Origin of the sequence: Nocardiopsis sp. TSRI0078 (genome assembly GCF_001905145.1) — a bacterium.
Lineage (GTDB): Bacteria > Actinomycetota > Actinomycetes > Streptosporangiales > Streptosporangiaceae > Nocardiopsis.
In genome coordinates, this window is the sequence record NZ_LWLB01000032.1 from 217,932 (window position 1) to 236,648 (window position 18,717).

Here is an 18,717-nt window from a genome sequence, read left to right on the forward strand (position 1 = left end):
GGGAGATCCTACTCCGCAGGAATACGAATTTCGAAGACAACCGGTTGACGGCTCGAAATTCGTAGTTCACTATGAGGATGTAGTCAGTGACCGATGCATCACGGACGGTGCATGCCGGTCAGGCTACGTCTTGCCCGTTCCGCGCATCACGGCATCCGTGAGACTCCTCCAACGGGCCTGCGAAACCCCTGCTCATGTCTGGTTCATGCCAAGGAGTGTGTTCGTCATGCCCGCAACAGTCCCGACTTCCCTGCCCCCGCTGGGTGAGGCCACGGTGCCGCTGACCAGCTTCATCCGGCCCGCGCACCGCCACTACTTCACTCGCAGCCCCGAGCGGCCGAACTACCGGCTGCGCCGCTACGACTTCGCGGGAACCCCCGCCGTGATGCCGCTGGTGAGGGCGTTCCTGGACACCTGCGCCGCCGCCCGGAGCAAGGACTACCGCTACCTCTTCACACTGCTGGGCAGCGAACTCGCGAACAACGCCATCCGCCACAGCCTCTCCGGCCGCCCCGGCGGCACCTACACCCTCCTGGTTCACCGCCACCGCACCGGGATGCACCTGGCCTGCCGCGACCGGGGCGGACTCCGGGACGAGGACGCCAACCTGGCCCCCAGGTCCGGAGGCCTGGACCTGGACGCCGAATCGGGCCGAGGGCTGGCCATGGTGAACGCCTTCGCCTCCGAGTGGGGAGACAACGGCAACGCCGAGTTCCGCACCGTGTGGTTCTACCTGGCCTACGACCTCGCCGGAAGCCGGTGGAACATCCCCACGGATCTCTGAGCCCGGACCGACCGGCCCACGACACAGGACGGGCCCGGAAAGCGCACCACCGCTTGTCCCGGGCCCTGAATCCCCGAAACCAAACCAGTCATAAGCAAGGAAAGAGGATCTGATGAAGAACCCTATCCCCTCGCCCCGCCGTTCGGACGACGTTCGCCCCATGCCCCGGCCGCTTCCGCGCCGGACCCCGCTCGTCGGCCCGGTCTGCCCGGTGTGCGACCACCCCTCCTGCCGCCTTCGCCGCGCACAGAGGCTTCCCCGCTTGGGCGGCCACCGCGCCGAGTTCGCCGTTGAGCACGCTCAGGCCGCCGCGATCCAGGCCCGTCACAGGCACCTGATCGTCTACTACGGGGAAGCGACGCAGTCGTTCTGGGCGATCACTCCCACCGGCATGGTCGAGGCCCGCGACGTGGACGCCCTGCTCCTGGTGCTGTGGCCGCACACCACCCCGCACACCGACCCGCCCGCAGCCCGTCCCTGGGCGCGGACGGTGGGCGGCGCCCGGGTTCCCGCCATGGCCTGAGAGCGCCGGACCGGTCCCCGGCCCCCGGCCCCGAACACAGAGCGGCCCTTCCAGGAGTCCCTCCCGGAAGGGCCGCCACTCGTCCCCGGACTTCCTCCTCTTCTTCCCCTCTTCTGCGCGGAGGAGGAGGAAGCACCCGGGCCCGGACTTACGCGCTGTGCTGGTACGCCGGGTAGGTCAGGTATCCCCGGTCGCCGCCCTGGTAGAAGTCGGCCTCGTCGACCGGGGCGATCGGCAGCCCGGTACGGAGCCGCTCGACCAGGTCGGGGTTGGAGATGAAGGAACGGCCGAAGCTGATGAGGTCGGCGCCCTGCCCGAGCCAGCGGTCGGCGTCGTCCCTGTCGACCTGCTTCGGGCCCATGGGAACCGTCGGGTTCATGATGAGGGTGCCCGGCCAGACGCGGCGCAGCTCCAGCAGCAGTTCCTCGTCGGCGGTGGCTTCGAGGTGGACGTAGGCCGGCCCGATCCGGGCCAGCTCGGTCAGCAGCGCGGTGTAGAGCTCGCGGACCTCGGTCTCCTCCACACCCCAGAACAGCCCGCCGGGGGAGAGGCGGATGCCGGTGCGCTCCGCCCCGACGGCGTCGGCGGTGGCGGTCACGGCCTCGACGGCGAACCGGATCCGGTTGGCCACCGAGCCCCCGTAGGAGTCCGTGCGCAGGTTGGCGTTGGACGAGAGGAACTGGGAGATCATGTAGCCGTTGGCGCCGTGCAGCTCCACCCCGTCGAACCCGGCGGCGACGGCGCGGCGGGCGGCCTCGGCGTAGGAGCCGGCGTGCTCGGGCACCTCGGACTCCTCCAGCGCGCGCGGCACCGGCGCGGGCTGGGGACCGGTCGGGGTGAACACGTCACCGACGGCGGGCACGGCCGAGGGGCCGACCGGCTGCACGCCGGTGGTGCTGGGGTGCGAGACGCGGCCGCCGTGCATGAGCTGGGCGAAGATCCGTCCGCCGTTGGCGTGCACCGCGGCGGTCACCGGCTTCCAGGAGTCGACCTGCTCGTCGGTGTGCAGTCCCGGTGTGCCCGGATTGGACTGCCCCACCAGGCTCGGCTGCACCCCCTCGGACACGATCAGGCCGGCGGTCGCGCGCTGGGCGTAGTACGTCGCCATGGACGGTGTCGCCAGTCCGCCCGCGGCGGCGCGGACGCGCGTCATCGGCGCCATCACCACCCGGTTGGGCAGGGTCAGGTTCCCGAGTCGGTAGCGCTCGAACAAGCTGGTCACGTCAGGTCTCCTCCGTGGACTGTGCGCCCTCCCCGGGCACGTCGACTACGCTAAAACCTGACATTGATGTGAGGGGCAAGTGCCTGTGGCGCAGTTCACAGGACACGGGCCATGGGGAGGAAGCCGTGCGCATCGGAGAACTCGCGAGACGGACGGGAGTGAGCGTCCGGTCCCTGCGCTACTACGAGGAGCAGGGCTTGCTCACCAGCACCCGCAGCGCCAGTGGGCAGCGGCACTACACCGAGGACAAAGTCGATCGCGTCGCCTTCATCCAGCGGCTGTACGCCGCCGGGCTGCCCAGCCGCACCATCATCGAGCTGCTGCCCTGCGTGGACGCACCCAGCGAGGGCAACTCCGACGCGGCGATGGAGCACATGGAACGAGAACGCGACCGGCTCACCGGGCACATCGCCGAACTGGTGCGCACGCGGGACGCGCTCGACGGCCTGATAGCCACGGGCCGCGCCTACCAGCAGCGACTGCGCTCCGGCGCTTCCGTCTGACCGCACCCGCCCACCTTCCCGGCCCGGTCGGCTCCAGCCCGCTTGCCCGCCGCCGTACCCGCACAGGTGCCTGGCCGAGGACGTGTGCAATGCTCTCCCCCTGGGGCGGGCCACCGCGTCGGGTCCTCCCCCGGTGGTGGCCCGCCGCTGGGAGGCCGGGCACCCGGCCCCGGTTCAGGCGTGGATCCGGCCGGGCTGGTACTCGCCTCCCGGCTGGCGGAGGATGACGTTCAGCCGGTTGAACGCGTTGATGAGGGCGATCTGCGCCACGAGGGCGGTGAGCTGCTCCTCGTCGTAGTGCTCGGCCGCGTTCTCCCACACCTCGTCGGTGACGTCACCGGCGTCGGCGAGCCGGGTGCCCTGCTCGGTGAGCTCCAGCGCGGCCCGCTCCGCGTCGGTGAAGACCGTCGCGTCCCGCCACGCGGCGACCAGGTTGAGCCGGACCGCTGTCTCGCCCGCGTGCGCGGCCTCCTTGGTGTGCATGTCCAGGCAGCCCCCGCAGCCGTTGATCTGGCTCGCCCGGATCTTCACCAGTTCCCGGGTCGCGCGGGGCAGGGGCGAGTCGGTCACGGCCTTGTTCGTCGCGATGAGGTGCTTCACGAGCTTCGGGCCGATGTCCGTGCCGAGGGGGTTGAGCCGAGCTGCCATGGTGCTCTCCTTCCGGTTCGCTTCGTCTACTTGACGAGGCGAACCCCCCGGACGTGACACGGCGACCGGCCGCACGAAGAAGAACGCGGCGATGTCACGGGCTCTGCGGCGCGGCCCGGTCGGCGCGGATCCGCTCCACCAGGGGAACCACCTCCGGTACGTCCGGGAAGAGGCCGATGGCGATGTGCACCACCCGGTGCGGGTCGCGGTGGTAGCGGGAGACCTGATGCTCCGCGCGGGCCCAGCACGGGGAGGGCGAAGGTCATGCCGGCATGGTGGCACGGGACGATGACAGCCCGTGCCACGGTCGGGGGTCGGGTCTTCACGAGCCGAGGGCCGCGGGAACGCCTCAGACGGGGCACCGCGGGAGGTCCATCGCCGCGAGGCGTGCGGGGTCGAGCACCGACACGACCTCGACGATCCGGCCGTCGGCCACGGTGCAGGCCATCACGGCCACCGGCCTGCCGCTGGAGCCCCACACCACGATCCCCGGTTCGTCGTTGACGAGGGCGCGGCGCGCGGTCACCCTCGCGCGGCGCGCCTGCCGCAGCTTGCCGGCCACCTCGGTCGCGCCCAGCCTGACGACCACGCCGCTCGCCGTGTGGGCGCGCCACGTCACCTCCGGATCGAGTACCCGCAGCAGTCCCTCGAAGTCCCCGCTCCGCGCCGCCGCGAGAAAGGCGTCGACCACCGCGCGTTGCCGCCGCCGTTCGTCGGTCGGACGATGCGTGCCCCGCACCTTCCGGCGGGCCCGGCTGGCGAGCATCTTGGCGGCGTCCGTGGACCTGCCGATGACCTGCCCGATCTCCTCGAACGGCACCGCGAACATGTCGTGCAGCACGAAGGCCAGCCGCTCGGCGGGGCGGAGGGTGTCGAGCACCACGAGCAGCGCGAGCCCCACCGAGTCGGCGAGCAGCACGTCGTCCTCGGGCGCCCCGTCGTCGTCCTCGGTCACCACGAAATCGGGCAGACGGTCCTCGTACGACGCCTCGGGTCTGGCCTTGCGCGAGCGCAGCATGTCGATGCACACACGGCCCACCACGGTGGTCAGCCAGCCTGCGAGGTTGTCGATCGAGGCCGCGTCCTGGCGCGACAGCCGAAGCCATGCCTCCTGCACCGCGTCCTCCGCGTCCGCCCGCGACCCGAGCATCCGGTAGGCCACCGAGACGAGGCGTCCGCGCTGCCCCTCGAAGGCTTCCGCCACGGTCTCCTCCGGAGCAGATCCGGTCATGTCGTTACCTTCCACGAGCGAGTGCCGTCATGGATGATGACGGGCCCGGACGGGCCGAGGTAACCGGCAAGGGAGGACCCATGAACCTCGCTCTGTGGATCATCACCGGCCTGCTGGCCGCCGTCTTCCTCCTCGCGGGAACCACCAAGCTGTTCATTCCCCGGGAGAAGCTGGCCAAGGCCCCTGGCGGGGGATGGGTCGAGGACTTCGGCTCGGGCTTCGTCAAGGCCCTCGGCGCGGTCGAGGTGCTGGGCGCTGTCGGCCTGGTCCTGCCCGCCGTGCTCGGCATCGCGCCGGTCCTGGTGCCGCTGGCGGCCGTCGGACTGATGGTGGTCATGGCCGGTGCGGCGGTCGTGACCTTCCGCCGCGAGGAGCCCCCGCACGCTGTGCTGAACCTGGTCTACCTCGCCCTGGCCGCCTTCGTGGCGTGGGGCCGGTTCGGCCCCGAGTCCTTCGTCGGGTGACCGTTCGGGTCAGGCGAAGAGGGTCCTGTCGAGCATGGCGACGAGCTCCTCGGCGGCGGCGAGCGGGTCGTAGTCGGGGTGGTCCAGGTGCTCGGCCACGATCGCGTCGATGCCGCCGCCGACGATCAGCGCCGTGGTGCGCAGGTCCAGGTCCGAGCTGGCCCCGCGCGCCTGCCGCGCGGCGTGCATCAGGTCCGCCAGGGGGCGCCAGCGCTCGCTGGAGCGGCGCTCCCCGCCGTCGGACACCGCCGCGATGATCACCCGGGTGTACCCCGGGTGGTCCCGCAGGTAGCCGACCATCGAGCGGACGTAGGCGGCGGGCGCCCGCTCGGGACCGGCGCTCTCGACGGCCTCGCCCACGTGCTCCACCAGGCCCGTGAGCGCGCTCTCCCGGGCCGCGCGCACCAGGGCGTCCTTGGAGCGGAAGTGGTACAGCACCGCCGCCTTGGTGATCCCGGCCGCCTCGGCGATGCGGGCCAGCGAGGTCCCCGCGTCCCCGTGCTCGGCGATGAGCCGGACCGTCACGTCGATGAGCTGGGCGCGTCGCGCCTGTTCGGTCAGGGTGAGCTCTCCGCTCGCCCCGGAACGGGGGTTCTCTCTTGCCATGACTCCGGAACTTACCGTACGGTCAGATTACTTACCAATCGGTTAGGGGGAGTGGTGGAGAAGAAACGGCAGCGGGGCCGGCGGGTCCTCCTCGTGCTCGGCGCCGTCACCGCCGCGGTGCTCGTCGCCGCGGTCGCCCTGCGCACGCCCTCCCCGGCGGGGCACTGGCGCTCGGCCGAGGGGTACGACGCGTTCATGGAGGCCTACGAGGCCGCGATGGCGGAGCTGCCCCGTCCGGACGCCGAGGTCGACGTGCGCACGGACTACGGGGTCGTGCGGATGTACCGCTTCGAGGGAACGGGCGGCGCACATAGTCCGCTGGTGCTCCTGCCCGGGCGGGCGTCGGCCTCGCCGGTCTGGGCGGACAACCTGCCGTCCCTGCTGGAGGTGGGGGACGTCTACACGGTCGACCTGCTGGGAGAACCGGGCCTGAGCGTGCAGGCCAGGCCCATCGAGGACGACGAGGACCAGGCGGAGTGGCTGCACCAGGCCCTCGGCGGCCTGCCCGAGGAGGAGTTCCACCTGGTGGGGCTCTCGATCGGCGGTTGGACGGCGGCGAACCTCGCCACGCGCGAGCCCTCGCTCCTCGCCACCGTGACGCTGGTCGACCCGGTGTTCGTCCTCGACGGCATGCCCCTGGAGACGGTCATGCGCTCCCTGCCCGCCTCGCTGCCCTGGCTGCCGCGCTCCTGGCGGGAGGGGTTCAACTCCTGGACGGCGGGCGGCGCGCCGGTGGAGGACGTGCCGGTCGCGGACATGATCGAGTCCGGCATGCAGAACTACGCGCTCAAGCTGCCCCAACCCGGCAGGATCAGCGAGGAGGCGCTTGAGGATCTGGACATGCCCGTGCTGGCGGTCGTCGCCGGGGAGTCGGTGATGCACGATCCGGATGTCGCGGTCGCGACCGCCGAGCGCGCACTGAGCCCCGGGACGGTGGAGGTCTACCCCGACGCCTCGCACGCGGTCAACGGCGAGTACCCGCAGGAGCTGGCCGCCGACATCGCCGCATTCCTGGCCGAGGCCGACCGCACCTGAGGGGGTGTGCGCCCCAGAGGCCGTGCCGGCTCCACCGACCTCCTCGGGCGTGCCGCTGCGGGGGTCAACTGGAGGCGCGTTCGACCAGGTGGGGGGCGAACAGCAGGCGCCGGTGCCGGTGGGCGGGGTCCTCGACCTCCTCCACCAACAGCCGCGCCGCCGCACCGCCCAGGGCGTGGCTGTCCACGTGCACCGAGGTCAGCGGGACCCCGGCCGTGGCCGCCGACTCGATGTCGTCGAAGCCCACCACCGCGATGTCGTCGGGGATGCGCCTGCCCGCGCGGGTGACCGCCTGCATCACGCCCAGGGCCAGCAGGTCGTTGGCGCAGAACACCGCCGTGGTCGGACGGGACGAGGCCAGGATCCGCTCGCCCGCGCGCCGCCCCTGGTCCAGGGTGAACGCGCCCGTCTCCACCACCTCCACGGCCTCCTCCGGCCGCCCCGCGAGCGCGGCCGCCCGGCGGCAGCCCTCCAGACGGTCGACGGACTGGCGCATGTGCGCGGGGCCCGTCACGCAGGTGATCCGCTCGTGCCCGCGCGCCAGCAGGTGGGTGGCCGCCATCTCGCCGCCCGCGACGTCGTCGACGGCCACCGAGCACACGTCGGGATAGTCGGTCGAGTTGTGGAACAGCACCATGCGCAGCCCCAGCGCCCGCACCCGGTCCACCCACGCGCGGGAGAGCTCCGACGGGGTGATGAGCACTCCCTGTGCCTGCTGCTGCAGCAGCATCTCCAGGTAGCGCTCCTCCTTGCCGGTGTCCACGTCGGTGTTGCACAGCACCACGGTCCGCCCCACGGTGTGCAGGTGGTCCTCGGCGCCGCGGGCCACCCCGGTGAGGAAGGGGTTGCGCACGTCGAACAGCACCAGGCCCACCCCCGTGCCGTAGCCGTTGCTGAGCTGGCGCGCGGCCTGGTTGGGGCGGTAGCCGAGCGTGTCGACGGCCTCGCGCACCCGGTCCCGGGTGGTGGGCGCGAGGACCTCGGGCCGGTTCAGGAAGTTGGACACCGTGGCCACGGAGACCCCGGCCTCCCGGGCCACTTGCCTTATGCTGACGGCCTTCACGGCGTGTGTGCTCCCCGCGTCCCCGCTGGAGGGGTTGGTTTGTAACGCTTCAACTCAGGTTCTCCGATGGTAGTGGTGCGCGGGTGTGCCGCACCCGGCCCGGCTCCGCTCAGGCGGGTCGCCAGGGCGCCTCCAGGCTGTGCGCGCCGCCGCCCACCTCGAAGGGCTCCACACCCGGCAGGTCCACCACGGCCGTCGTCCCCGGAGGTACGACGGCGGCCACGCGGAGCCGGTCCCCGTCGCGGCGCCAGTGCACGCTCGCCGTTCCGTAGGGCGTCTCGTGCGAGGCCCCCGCCCGCTCCAGGCCGCCGCCCGGCCGGGGTGCGACGCGGATCCGCCGGTAGCCCGGGGCGTCGGGCGCCAGGCCCGCCACCGTGCGGTGCAGCCAGTCGGCCACCGCGCCGAGCGCGTAGTGGTTGAAGGAGGTCATCTCCCCGGGGTTGACCCGCCCGTCGGGCAGCATGCTGTCCCAGCGCTCCCAAACCGTGGTCGCCCCCATCGTCACCGGATAGAGCCACGAGGGCGCCTCGCGCTGCAGCAGCAGCCGGTAGGCGGTGGCGGTGTGGCCGTGGCGCGACAGGGCGTCGCACACCAGGGGCGTACCGGCGAAACCGGTGGCGATGCGGTACCCGTCCTCGGCCACGAGCTCCGCGAGCCGGTCGGCCGCCGCGGGCCGGGCCTCCTCGGGCAGCAGGCCGAAGCACAGGGCCAGCGCGTACGCCGTCTGGGTGTGGCTGGTGAGCAGCCCCCCGCCGTCGGTGTAGGCCTTGCGGAACCCCGTGCGCACGTGCTCGGCCAGGCGCTCGTAGCGCTCCCGGTCGGCGTCCCTGCCCAGCACCCGCGCGGTCCCGGCCATGGTGCGGGCCGACTCGGCGGCGTAGGCGGTGGCCACCAGCGAGGGCTCGGTGCGCCCCTGGAAGGGGTCCTCCGGCGGCGCCGCCGGGTCGAGCCAGTCGCCCAGCTGCTTGTCGCGCCGCCACGTGCCGTCGGCCTCCAGCCGCTCGGCCACCAGGTCCATCCAGGCCGTGGCGCTGGCGTACTGGTCGTCGAGCACGCGCGCGTCGCCGAAGCGCTCGTAGACCCGCCACGGCGTGAGCACGGCGGCGTCGCCCCACACCGCCGCGGGCCAGGCGGGGGTCCACGTCGGCGCTTCGATGGTGGGGACGATGAAGGGCACCGTGCCGTCGAGGTACTGCTCGGCGGCCAGGTCGGCCAGCCACGAGCGCAGCAGGCCGGAGCAGTCGTAGAGGAAGGCCGCCGTGGGCGCGAACACCTGGATGTCACCGGTCCAGCCCAGCCGCTCGTCGCGCTGGGGGCAGTCGGTGGGCACGTCGACGAAGTTGCCGCGCATGCTCCAGCGCACGTTCTCGTGCAGCCGCTCCACGAGCGGATCGGAGCAGGTGAACTCCCCCGTGGGCCGCATGTCGGTGTGCAGCACGCGCGCCACCAGCGCGCCGGTCTCCGGGGAGCCGGGCCAGCCGGTGATCTCCGCGTACCGGAAGCCGTGGTAGGTGAAGCGCGGCTCCCACTCCTCGACCTCGCCGGTACCCGCCAGCACGAGGGTGTCGGTGGCCTCGGCGAAGCGCAGCGGCCGCGTGCACAGCTCCCCGTCCTCCAGCACCTCGGCGTGGCGCACGGTCACCTCGGTGCCCTCGGGTCCCGCCACGCGCAGGCGCAGGCGTCCCACGAGGTTCTGGCCGAAGTCCACCAGCAGGCGGCCCGAGGCGGTCCGGGCGACCGACACCGGGTCCAGCTCCGCGGTGCAGCGCACCGGCGGCGACAGCGGCGCCACCAGCGTGGCCGGGTCGCGCTCCACGGGCACCGTGCGGGCCCAGTCCGCGTCGTCGAACCCCGGCCGCGACCAGCCCGCGCGCTCCAGGCGCGCGTCGTGGCGCTCACCGTCGTAGAGGCTGGAGGACAGCGTCGGGGAGGGCGCGCACCGCCAGTCGGGCCCGGTGCCGAAGCGCACCGTCGAGCCGTCCTCGCACTCGACCTCCAGCTGCGCGAGCAGCCCGGTGCGGTCGCCGTAGGTGTCGCGCCGGCCGCCGTGGAAGCCGATGCGGCCGCGGTACCAGCCGTCCGCCAGGTGCGCGCCGAGCACGTTCGCGCCCTCGCCCAGCAGCGCGGTCACGTCGTGGGTGCGGTAGCGCAGCCGCGCCGGATAGGTGGTCCAGCCGGGCGCGAGCACCTCGTCGCCCACGCGCACCCCGTTGATCTCGGCCTCGAAGACGCCGTGCGCGGTGACGTACAGGCGCGCGGAGCGCGGCGGCGCGGGCAGCGCGAAGCCGCCCCGCAGCAGGACGGGGCGCTCGTCCTCGCCCAGTCCGTCACCGGGGCCGACCATCGTCGCCCACCAGTCGGCCGGCTCCAGCAGACCCGTCTCGACCTCCAGGGCGGGGCTCCAGGGCGAGGGCTCGGCCAGGCCGCCTCCCCACACGCGCACGCGCACCGACCGGCGCTCGCGTGAGGCCAGGGGAGCCCCCGGCCAGGGCACGAGCACGGACTCGGGACTGTCGACGCGGCCGCTGGTCCAGCTCCGTCCGCCGTCGCACACCTCGATCTCGTAGGCCTCCTGCCGCCAGTCCGGCGGCGCCTGGCGCACCGTCCACGACAGGCGGGGGGAGGACTCGCCGATGCCCAGCGCCGTGCGGTGGTGCTCGGCGGTGGGCGCGTCGGGGACGAGCCCGACGGGGGAGCTGCGGGGATGGGGCACGAGGGACTCCTGGATGGGAGCGAAGACGGAACGGTCCCTGGTGTGGACGTGAACAGTTTTTGAAGCGGTTCAACGCTCAGGGCAAGCGTAACCGTAGGAACGCGGACGTGCTTTCGTCAAGGGGTGGACATCGTGGAGTCATCGTCCGGTCTCGTGTCAAGCCCTGCTTCCGTTCAATGGAACCCCAGCTCACAAGCTTTCTGCGCAGGGACTCCCGGCTGCATACGTATGCTGTCGGTCAGGTTGCGAAGAGGTTTCGTTCATGTGCGGGGGTTGACTCACGTCACTCTCCCGGCCTAGCTTCGGGCCACTAAATGAATCGTTTCAACTCTGTTAAACCCCAGAGTCGCGCAGGAGGCGGGGCGTAGGCCGCCGCCTCCCGCACCTCATGAGGAAGACCCGATGGAGACAGCCATGGCCCCGCAGGCCCAGTCGGCCACACCCGCGGGGAGCAAGAGTCCGCCCCCGCCCGCCCCGGCGGGACGCGCCCGGTCCCACCGGACCGCCGTGCCCTGGTGGTTCGTGCTCCCCGCGCTCGCCTTCTTCGCGTTCGCGGTGCTCGTTCCCAGCGCCCGCGGCGCGGTGTACTCCTTCACCGACTGGGACGGCCTGGCCCGCTCCTTCAGCTTCGTCGGCCTGGAGCAGTACCGCGCCCTGTTCGCCGACGAGAACGCCCGCGACGCGCTCGTCCACACCCTCCTGATCGCCTTCGCGGTCACGATCGTGCAGAACGCCGTCGGCCTGCTCCTCGCGCTCGGTGTCAACAGCCGGATCAAGTCGCGCAACGTCCTGCGGGTGTTCTTCTTCGCCCCGGCCGTCATCACCCCGGTCGTCACCGCCTACCTGTGGAAGTACCTGTACTCCCCGGAGGGCGCCGTCAACGCCGCCTTCGAGGCGCTCGGCCTGGGCTTCCTCGCACAGAACTGGCTGGGCGACAGCGACATCGCCCTGTGGTCGGTCGTCGCCGTCATCGTCTGGCAGTTCGCCGGATACTCCATGGTCATCTTCCTGGCCGGACTCCAGTCCATCCCCAAGGAGATCTACGAGGCCTCGGACATGGACGGCGCCGGGCCCGTCCGGCGCTTCTGGCACATCGTGCGGCCCATGCTCGCCCCCGCCTTCACCATCAACCTGATGCTCTCCCTGGTCGGCGGCCTGAAGCTGTTCGACCAGGTGTGGGTGATGACCCAGGGCGGCCCCGGCGGCGCCACCGACACCCTGTCCACCGTCATCTACCGCGAGGCCTTCCAGTTCAACGCCTTCGCCTACAGCACGGCCATGGCGGTGGTGCTGACCCTGTTCGTGATCGTGCTGAGCGGCGTCCAGTACGGCTACCTCGGCCGTCAGGAGAAGAGGAACTCGTGAAGCGTTACACATGGCGGACGGGCGTCCTCGAAGCGGTGATGATCGCCGCGGCCCTGGCCTTCGCCTTCCCGGTCTACGTCCTCCTCGTGCAGGCGCTGCGCCCGAAGGAGGTGACGGGCGCCTCGCCGCTGTCCCCGCCGGCGGCGCCCACCCTGGACAACTTCGCCGAGGCCTGGCAGCAGGCGAGCCTGGGGCCGGCGATCGTCAACAGCACCCTGGTCACCGTGGTCAGCGTCGTGCTGCTGGTCGTGTTCTCGTCGCTGGCCGCCTACCCGATCGCGCGCTCCACCCGCGGCTGGTCGCGCGCCGTCTTCGCGCTGTTCATGCTGGGCCTGCTCCTGCCGTTCCAGCTGGCGCTCATCCCGCTCTACCAGACCATGCGCGACCTGGGCCTGCTGGGCAACCCGGTCGCGCTCATCATCTACTACACCGGCCTGCAGATGCCCTTCTCCGTGTTCCTGTACACGGGATTCCTGCGCAGCCTGGACCGCGGCTACGAGGAGGCCGCGATGATGGACGGCGCCGGGCCCGTGCGCACCTTCTTCAACGTCGTCCTGCCGCTGCTGCGCCCGATCACCGGAACGGTGGTCATCCTCAACGTCATCTTCGTCTGGAACGACTTCCTGACCCCGCTCCTCTACCTCAGCGGCTCGGGCAGCCAGACCATCCCCGTGGCCCTGTTCGGATTCGTCGGACAGTACGTCTCCCAGTGGCCGCTGGTCTTCGCGGGCCTGATCATCGGCTCGGTCCCCGTCCTCACCGTCTACTTCGCCATGCAAAAGCGCGTCATCCAGGGCTTCGCCGGAGGACTGAAGGGCTGACCCCCTCCACCGCGCCGCCCCACACCCCTTCCCGGAGAGATCCATGTCCAAGAAAATCCTCGCCCCGCTGGCCTGCCTGGCCGCCGTCACCGCCCTGACCTCGTGCAGCGCCGACAGCGGCTCCTCGGCCGACGGCCTCACCGTGACCGCGAACTCCACCGACCGCGTGCCCATGGACGCCGTGGTCGCCGCCTTCCAGGAGGGCAACCCCGACATCGAGGTCACCGTCACCTACGCCGACACCGACCAGCTGCAGAGCACCCTGCGCACGCAGCTGTCCTCGGGCACGGCCCCCGACGTCTTCACCGTCTGGCCCGGCAACGGCAACCCCGCGGCGCTGCAGCTCCTGGCGCCCAGCGGCTACCTCGCCGACCTCAGCGACACCGAGTTCGCGCCCAAGATCCCCGAGGGCGACCGCCCCGTCACCGAGTTCGAGGGCAGCACCTACATCGTCCCCGTCACCTACAGCGGCATCGGGGCCATCTACAGTAAGGAGGCACTGGCCGGACTGGGCGCCGAGGAGCCCACCACCTGGAGCGAGCTCATCGAGCTGTGCGGTACCGCCCGCGACGAGGGCATGAGCCTGTTCGCCCTGGGCAACCAGACCCCCTGGGTGACCCAGCTCGTCACCTACGCGCTGGTCGCCACGACCGTCTACAGCGACAACCCCGAGTTCGACGAGCAGATGGCCGCGGGCGAGACCTCCTTCGCCGAGTCCGAGTGGAGGACGGCCATGGAGAAGTACCTGGAGATGGAGGAGGAGGGCTGCTTCAACGACGACCCCCTCGGCACCAGCTACGAGGCCTCCATCAGCAGCGTCGTCCAGGGGAAGTCGGTCGGCCTGGTCCAGGTCGCCACCACCCTGTCGCAGGTGCAGTCCGAGATCGGTGACGCCGAGCTGGGCATGTTCGCCCTGCCCGCCACCGACGACGCCGACGAGACCCTCATGCCCGGCTCGGTCTCGGCCGCCTACGGCGTCAACGCCGAGAGCGAGCGGATGGACGACGCCATGGCCTTCGTCGAGTTCCTCGGCTCGCCCGAGGGCCAGGACGTCTACGCCAGCGAGGGCGGCACCCTGACCGCGCTGCCCGACGACAGCCGTGAGATCGATCCGGCGCTGACCAGCCTCACCGAGTTCCAGAGCAACGGCCGGACCGTGCCGTTCATGGACCAGCGCTGGCCCAACCCCCGCGTCCAGCAGACCCACTTCACCGTGGTCCAGCAGCTGTTCGCCGGCGACGTCACCGTCGACGAGGCCCTGGCCGAGATGGACGCCGCCTACGAGGCCGAGTAGGTAGGGGCTTCGCCCCGTGGTCGGGCGCCCGAGGAACGGCGAACCCCGACCTCCGCGCGTAGGCCCGCCCTCCTCGGGTGCACGCTCCGGGGCCTCCAGAACCCCGTGTGCGCCCGAACGACCCCCGGCGCCGGAGCCCCGTCCACGCGGCGGGCCCCGGCCGCTCCCGCCCGGAGCCGGTGCCTCACCGGCCCCGGGCAGCACCCCACCCCCCGACCCCCTGGGAACCACAGATGAAACGCAGAACCCTGCTGTCCGCGGCCGCCGTCGCCGCCGCCACCACCGCCCTGCACCCGCACTCCGCCCTGGCCAAGCCCAAGTCCAAGCCCCGCGACGGCTCGGGCGCCACCCCCGAGGAGCGGGCCGAGGAACTCCTCGCCCGCATGAGCAGGCAGGACAAGACCGCCCTGCTGTGCTGCGACTTCGACGCCGTGGCGGGCCTGGGCATCCCCCCGATCCTGTTCGCCGACGCCTCCGCCGGCGTGCGCGGGGAGACCGGCGTGACCGCCTTCCCCGTGCCCGTCGCCCAGACCGCCACCTTCGACCCCGACCTGCTCGGCGACATGGGCGCGGCCATCGCCGGGGAGACCCGGGGCAAGGGCTTCAACAGCGTCCTGGGCCCCACGGTGGACCTGGCCCGCACCTGGCGCTCGGGGCGCACGGCCGAGGGCATGGGGGAGGACCCCCACCTGGCCGGACGCCTGGGAGCGGAGATCGCCGCGAGGATGGTGGAGGGGCACGTCGGCACCACCATCAAGCACTTCTCCGCCTACAACCAGGAACGCGACCGGCTCACCGTGGACGTCCGCGTCTCGGAGCGGGCCCTGCACGAGACGCACCACGAACCCTTCCGGTACGTGATCGACCGCGTCCCCGAGACGTCGGTGATGACCTCCTACCCGCGGATCAACGGCGTCTACGCGCCCCAGAACCCCGGGCTGCTCGACGACCTCAAGAACGTGCTGGGCCTGAGGGGCTACGCCGTCCCCGACTTCTTCTCGGGAGACGACCAGGTCGCCGCCGCGGAGGCGGGCATGGACCTCGTCGGCCTCGGAGCCGACGGGGTGCAGATCCCCCCGGAGGCCCTGGACGGGCTCTCGGCCGAGCGCCTGGACGACGCCGCCCGGCGGATCCTGGTCACCATGTTCGCCGGAGGGCTGTTCGACCACCCGGTGCCCCCGGCCGAGAAGACGGTCAGCACGGCCGCCCACCGGGAGCTGGCCCGCGAGATCGCGGTGCACAGCACCGTGCTCCTGGACAACTCCGGCTCCCTCCTGCCGCTGGCGCAGAACGCGAGCGTCGCCGTCATCGGCCCCGCGGGCACCGACTTCGTCACCGGCATCGAGGGCTCCACCTGGGTGGAACCGGGGGAGTGGACCACGCCCCTGCAGGCGGTCCGGGACCGGGCGGGCGGCCGGGTCACCCACGCCCAGGGCAGCCGCGGCGACGTCCCCCTCGACACCGTCCCCTCCTCGGCCCTGCGCACCCCCGACGGCGATCCCGGCCTGCGCGGCGCCTTCTACGGGGGACCCGAACCGCAGGGCACCCCCGTGGCCACGGCGGTCGCGGGCGAACTCGACTTCACGGGCGCCCCCGTCGACGGACTGCCGCAGGTGTGGTCGGCGCGCTGGAGCGGGACCCTCACCGCTCCGGCCGACGGCCTGTGCCGCTTCTCCCTGCTCTTCTCCGGCAGGGCCAGGCTCGTCCTGGACGGCGAGACCGTCATCGACGGCGTCCGGGCCAGCCGCGACTTCCAGTTCGGCCCCCACACCTACCCCCTGCACGCCACGCGTGAGCTCACCGCCGGGCAGGAGGTGGAGGTGGTCGTCGAGTACACCAACGACGGATCCTTCATCGGTGCGACCGACCTGCGGTTCGGATGGCAGCCCGAGTCCGCCATCCCCGGGGCGGTGGCCGCCGCCGGGGCCGCCGACACCGCCGTGGTCGTGGTCAACCGGGTGGCCGGGGAGAACATGGACCACCCCTCGCTCGCCCTGCCCGGCGACCAGGACGCCCTCGTGCGCGCCGTGGCCGCCGCCAACCCGAACACGGTGGTGGTGCTCAACACCGACGGCCCCGTCCTCATGCCCTGGCTCGACGACGTGGGCGCGGTGGTCCAGACCTGGTACGGCGGCGCCGAGACCGGTCCCACCCTGGCCTCGGTCCTGTACGGCGACGCCGACCCCGCCGGGCGGCTGCCCCTCACCTTCCCCGCGAGCGAGGAGCAGGGGCCCGGCGCCTCCGCGCGGACCTACCCCGGTGTCGACGGGGCCGTCCACTACGACGAGGGCCCCGACATCGGGTACCGCTACTACCAGCGGCACGGGCAGACACCCCTGTTCCCCTTCGGACACGGCCTGTCCTACACCTCGTTCGAGTACTCGTCCCTGGGGCTGCACCACGACAAGAACGAGGACGAACTGGTCGTCGGCGTCAACGTGCGCAACACCGGGGACCGCGGGGGCCACGAGGTGGTGCAGCTCTACGTCGGCCTGCCGGACGGGGCGGACGCCGCCCCGGCCCAGCTCAAGGCCTTCCGCAAGGTCCGCCTCGACCCGGGCCGCCTCCAGCGCGTCGAGCTGGTCGTTCCCCTGGAGGACCTGCGGGTCTGGGACGGCGGGGCCCGCGAGCGGCGCCTCCTCTCCGGCCTGTACCGGGTGAGGGTCGGCCGCTCGTCCGCCGACCTGCCGCTGGAGAGGACCATCAGCCTCGGCTGAGCCTTCGCGACCCTTCCGCGACTCCTCCGCGGTCCGGACCCGTCCGGCCGCCCGGCGCACCCCGCCGGGTCGGCCGGGCGGGTCCGTCGTCGTTCCCGCGGCGCGCCGCCCTTCCCGTGCTCCCCGCGGACCCGCGGTGGCCGGAGCGTCGGGTACGGCGCGCGGGGCTCCGGCGCCGGTGGTGCCGGTCCCGGTCCACCGCGGGGCTCCGTGAGCGACACCGGGAGCAGGGACCCCGGGGCGGGCACACCCCGTCACCGCGCCACACGGAAACGGTATGCCGCGGCCTGCCGTATCCATCCGGTGGATGGCCGGTATAGCGAATTCGCTCTTCCCGGTGACGTGGAACACATGCAGGCTTGACACACGAAACGGGAGTGAAACGTCCGGGGAACTCCCCCCTCCTCCCGCTTCGCTTCCGTTCTCCGCGCCGTCGCGGCCTTCCGGCGGCGCGCCCTCCATCCCCCCGCGATGACAGCGAGGTACTCCCGTGCCCGACACGACCCTTCCCCCCTCCGGACCGCAGGCGCCCCCGGGACACGACCGGCAGGCCGGCCCCGCCCAGCTGCTCCTGCTGCTGGCGGCCAGCTGCATGCCGATCCTCGGCAGCGTCCTGATCGCTCCGGTCCTTCCCCAGATGGCCCGGGAGTTCGCGTCGGTCCCGGGCGCGAACGTCCTCGTCCCGGTGGTGCTCACGGTCCCCGCGCTGGTGATCGGCCTGACCGCCATCTTCGCCGGGGCCCTCGCGGACAAGGTCGACCGCAAACGCGTCCTCCTGGTCGCCATGGTCGGCTACTCGGTGGTGGGCACCGCGCCCCTGTACCTCGACACGCTCCACTCGATCGTCGCCAGCCGGGTCCTGCTGGGCCTGTTCGAGGCGGCCATCATGACCTGCTGCACGACGCTGATCGGCGACTACTGGACGGGCACCCGCCGGGCGCGCTACCTGGGTATGCAGGTGCTCACGACCACCTGTGCGGCGACCGTGTTCCTGCTCGCCGGGGGACTGCTCGGCGCGTGGGGGTGGCGGGCCCCGTTCTGGCTCTACCTCGCCGCACTGGTGCTGGTGCTGCCGATGGCGGCGCTCCTGTGGCAGCCGCGGCGCTCCGAGAACGAGGGCTCCGTCCGCCTGCCCTGGCGCCAGCTGCTGGGCCCGTGCACGGTCACCCTCTTCGGCGGGGTGGTCTTCTACGCCCTGATCGTCCACCTCTCCTACGTCCTGGACGGCGCCGGCGTCACGTCGACCGGCACGGTGGGGCTGATCAGCGCGGTCATGTCCCTGGCCACGGCCGTCGGAGCCGGACTGTTCGGAAGGGTCTCCGCCGTCACGCCCCGGGTGCTCGTCCCGATTGAGTTCGGCCTCTCCGCCCTCGGCCTGGGGATCGTCTCCGCGGCCCCGTCGGTGCCGGTCGTCATCACCGGTGCGGTCATCACCGGTTTCGGTACCGGACTGCTGCTGCCCACCCTGGTCCTGTGGGCCATCAACCGGCTCAGCTTCGAGCAGCGCGGACGCGGCACCGGCCTGTGGACGGGTGCGCTGTTCATCGGCCAGTTCGCCTGCCCCCTGGTCATCACCGGGCTCGGCGTCGCGGGCGCCGACCTGCGGACCGCCCTGGGGCTCCTGGGCGCCGTCGCGGCGGCCATGGCCCTGCTCCTCGTGTTCACCATGCGGACCAGGCCGCGGTCGCGTGGCGCGGGGTACTGAGACCGCCCCTCCGGGCCGCCGCG

16 protein-coding genes are annotated in these 18,717 nt (G+C 72.2%); 10 read left to right on the forward strand and 6 right to left on the reverse strand.

Annotated elements, in window-relative coordinates; genetic code table 11:
* Window positions 1–226 precede the first annotated feature (226 nt).
* Entirely contained in the window at window positions 227–784 is a 558-nt protein-coding gene (locus tag A6A08_RS18040; protein ID WP_073703781.1) for an ATP-binding protein, read from the forward strand.
* Window positions 785–896: 112 nt separating this feature from the next.
* Window positions 897–1,307, forward strand: coding sequence for a hypothetical protein (locus tag A6A08_RS18045; protein WP_073703782.1), 411 nt, complete (start codon window positions 897–899; stop codon window positions 1,305–1,307).
* A gap of 148 nt (window positions 1,308–1,455) precedes the next feature.
* Here A6A08_RS18045 and A6A08_RS18050 read toward each other — a convergent pair whose 3' ends face one another.
* Window positions 1,456–2,529: an alkene reductase gene (locus tag A6A08_RS18050; RefSeq protein WP_073703783.1), complete on the reverse strand. Its 1,074-nt coding sequence runs from the start codon at window positions 2,527–2,529 to the stop codon at window positions 1,456–1,458.
* A 125-nt stretch (window positions 2,530–2,654) separates the two neighbouring features.
* On the opposite strand from A6A08_RS18050, the gene A6A08_RS18055 reads away from it, so the two are divergent.
* Entirely contained in the window at window positions 2,655–3,032 is a 378-nt protein-coding gene (locus A6A08_RS18055; RefSeq protein ID WP_073703784.1) for a MerR family transcriptional regulator, read from the forward strand.
* Window positions 3,033–3,206: 174 nt separating this feature from the next.
* Here the strand turns inward: A6A08_RS18055 and A6A08_RS18060 are convergent, their stop codons facing one another.
* A complete protein-coding gene (locus A6A08_RS18060) occupies window positions 3,207–3,680 on the reverse strand; it encodes a carboxymuconolactone decarboxylase family protein (protein WP_073703785.1) in 474 nt (157 codons plus the stop codon).
* Window positions 3,681–4,029: 349 nt separating this feature from the next.
* Complete coding sequence (locus tag A6A08_RS18065; RefSeq protein ID WP_073703786.1) at window positions 4,030–4,911, reverse strand: sigma-70 family RNA polymerase sigma factor; 882 nt, start codon at window positions 4,909–4,911, stop codon at window positions 4,030–4,032.
* Between the two features lie 80 nt (window positions 4,912–4,991).
* On the opposite strand from A6A08_RS18065, the gene A6A08_RS18070 reads away from it, so the two are divergent.
* Window positions 4,992–5,375 carry a DoxX family protein gene (locus tag A6A08_RS18070; protein ID WP_073703787.1) on the forward strand — a complete coding sequence of 128 codons (384 nt, stop codon included), beginning with the start codon at window positions 4,992–4,994 and terminating at the stop codon, window positions 5,373–5,375.
* Between the two features lie 9 nt (window positions 5,376–5,384).
* Here the strand turns inward: A6A08_RS18070 and A6A08_RS18075 are convergent, their stop codons facing one another.
* A complete protein-coding gene (locus A6A08_RS18075; RefSeq protein WP_073703788.1) occupies window positions 5,385–5,981 on the reverse strand; it encodes a TetR/AcrR family transcriptional regulator in 597 nt (198 codons plus the stop codon).
* Window positions 5,982–6,035: 54 nt separating this feature from the next.
* Between A6A08_RS18075 and A6A08_RS18080 the strand changes: the two genes are divergently transcribed.
* Window positions 6,036–7,016, forward strand: a complete 981-nt coding sequence (locus A6A08_RS18080; protein WP_073703789.1) for an alpha/beta fold hydrolase — start codon at window positions 6,036–6,038, stop codon at window positions 7,014–7,016.
* A gap of 64 nt (window positions 7,017–7,080) precedes the next feature.
* Here the strand turns inward: A6A08_RS18080 and A6A08_RS18085 are convergent, their stop codons facing one another.
* Both A6A08_RS18085 and A6A08_RS18090 read right to left on the reverse strand, forming a co-directional pair.
* Window positions 7,081–8,079, reverse strand: a complete 999-nt coding sequence (locus A6A08_RS18085) for a LacI family DNA-binding transcriptional regulator (RefSeq protein ID WP_073703790.1) — start codon at window positions 8,077–8,079, stop codon at window positions 7,081–7,083.
* A 109-nt stretch (window positions 8,080–8,188) separates the two neighbouring features.
* Window positions 8,189–10,792, reverse strand: a complete 2,604-nt coding sequence (locus tag A6A08_RS18090; RefSeq protein WP_073703791.1) for a glycoside hydrolase family 78 protein — start codon at window positions 10,790–10,792, stop codon at window positions 8,189–8,191.
* Between the two features lie 402 nt (window positions 10,793–11,194).
* Here A6A08_RS18090 and A6A08_RS18095 point away from each other — a divergent pair, with 402 nt between their 5' ends.
* The 5 genes from A6A08_RS18095 to A6A08_RS18115 all read left to right on the forward strand — a co-directional run bounded on the left by A6A08_RS18095 (window position 11,195) and on the right by A6A08_RS18115 (window position 18,694).
* Entirely contained in the window at window positions 11,195–12,157 is a 963-nt protein-coding gene (locus A6A08_RS18095; RefSeq protein WP_073703792.1) for a carbohydrate ABC transporter permease, read from the forward strand.
* Window positions 12,154–12,978, forward strand: coding sequence for a carbohydrate ABC transporter permease (locus A6A08_RS18100; protein WP_073703793.1), 825 nt, complete (start codon window positions 12,154–12,156; stop codon window positions 12,976–12,978). The genes A6A08_RS18095 and A6A08_RS18100 overlap by 4 nt, the downstream gene beginning before the upstream one ends.
* Window positions 12,979–13,021: 43 nt before the next feature.
* On the forward strand, window positions 13,022–14,272 hold the full coding sequence (locus tag A6A08_RS18105; protein ID WP_073703794.1) for an ABC transporter substrate-binding protein: 1,251 nt from the start codon (window positions 13,022–13,024) through the stop codon (window positions 14,270–14,272).
* Between the two features lie 233 nt (window positions 14,273–14,505).
* Window positions 14,506–16,989, forward strand: coding sequence for a glycoside hydrolase family 3 C-terminal domain-containing protein (locus A6A08_RS18110; RefSeq protein WP_073703795.1), 2,484 nt, complete (start codon window positions 14,506–14,508; stop codon window positions 16,987–16,989).
* Window positions 16,990–17,479: 490 nt separating this feature from the next.
* Window positions 17,480–18,694, forward strand: a complete 1,215-nt coding sequence (locus tag A6A08_RS18115; RefSeq protein WP_073703796.1) for an MFS transporter — start codon at window positions 17,480–17,482, stop codon at window positions 18,692–18,694.
* Window positions 18,695–18,717 lie beyond the last annotated feature (23 nt).

Excerpts from the sequence above, each read along its gene's own strand:
- A6A08_RS18040 (WP_073703781.1), top strand. The coding sequence starts at position 227 with ATGCCCGCAACAGTCCCGACTTCCCTGCCCCCGCTGGGTGAGGCCACG.
- A6A08_RS18045 (WP_073703782.1), top strand. The coding sequence starts at position 897 with ATGAAGAACCCTATCCCCTCGCCCCGCCGTTCGGACGACGTTCGCCCC.
- A6A08_RS18060 (WP_073703785.1), bottom strand. The coding sequence starts at position 3,680 with ATGGCAGCTCGGCTCAACCCCCTCGGCACGGACATCGGCCCGAAGCTC.
- A6A08_RS18065 (WP_073703786.1), bottom strand. The coding sequence starts at position 4,911 with ATGACCGGATCTGCTCCGGAGGAGACCGTGGCGGAAGCCTTCGAGGGG.
- A6A08_RS18070 (WP_073703787.1), top strand. The coding sequence starts at position 4,992 with ATGAACCTCGCTCTGTGGATCATCACCGGCCTGCTGGCCGCCGTCTTC.
- A6A08_RS18075 (WP_073703788.1), bottom strand. The coding sequence starts at position 5,981 with ATGGCAAGAGAGAACCCCCGTTCCGGGGCGAGCGGAGAGCTCACCCTG.
- A6A08_RS18095 (WP_073703792.1), top strand. The coding sequence starts at position 11,195 with ATGGAGACAGCCATGGCCCCGCAGGCCCAGTCGGCCACACCCGCGGGG.
- A6A08_RS18105 (WP_073703794.1), top strand. The coding sequence starts at position 13,022 with ATGTCCAAGAAAATCCTCGCCCCGCTGGCCTGCCTGGCCGCCGTCACC.
- A6A08_RS18110 (WP_073703795.1), top strand. The coding sequence starts at position 14,506 with ATGAAACGCAGAACCCTGCTGTCCGCGGCCGCCGTCGCCGCCGCCACC.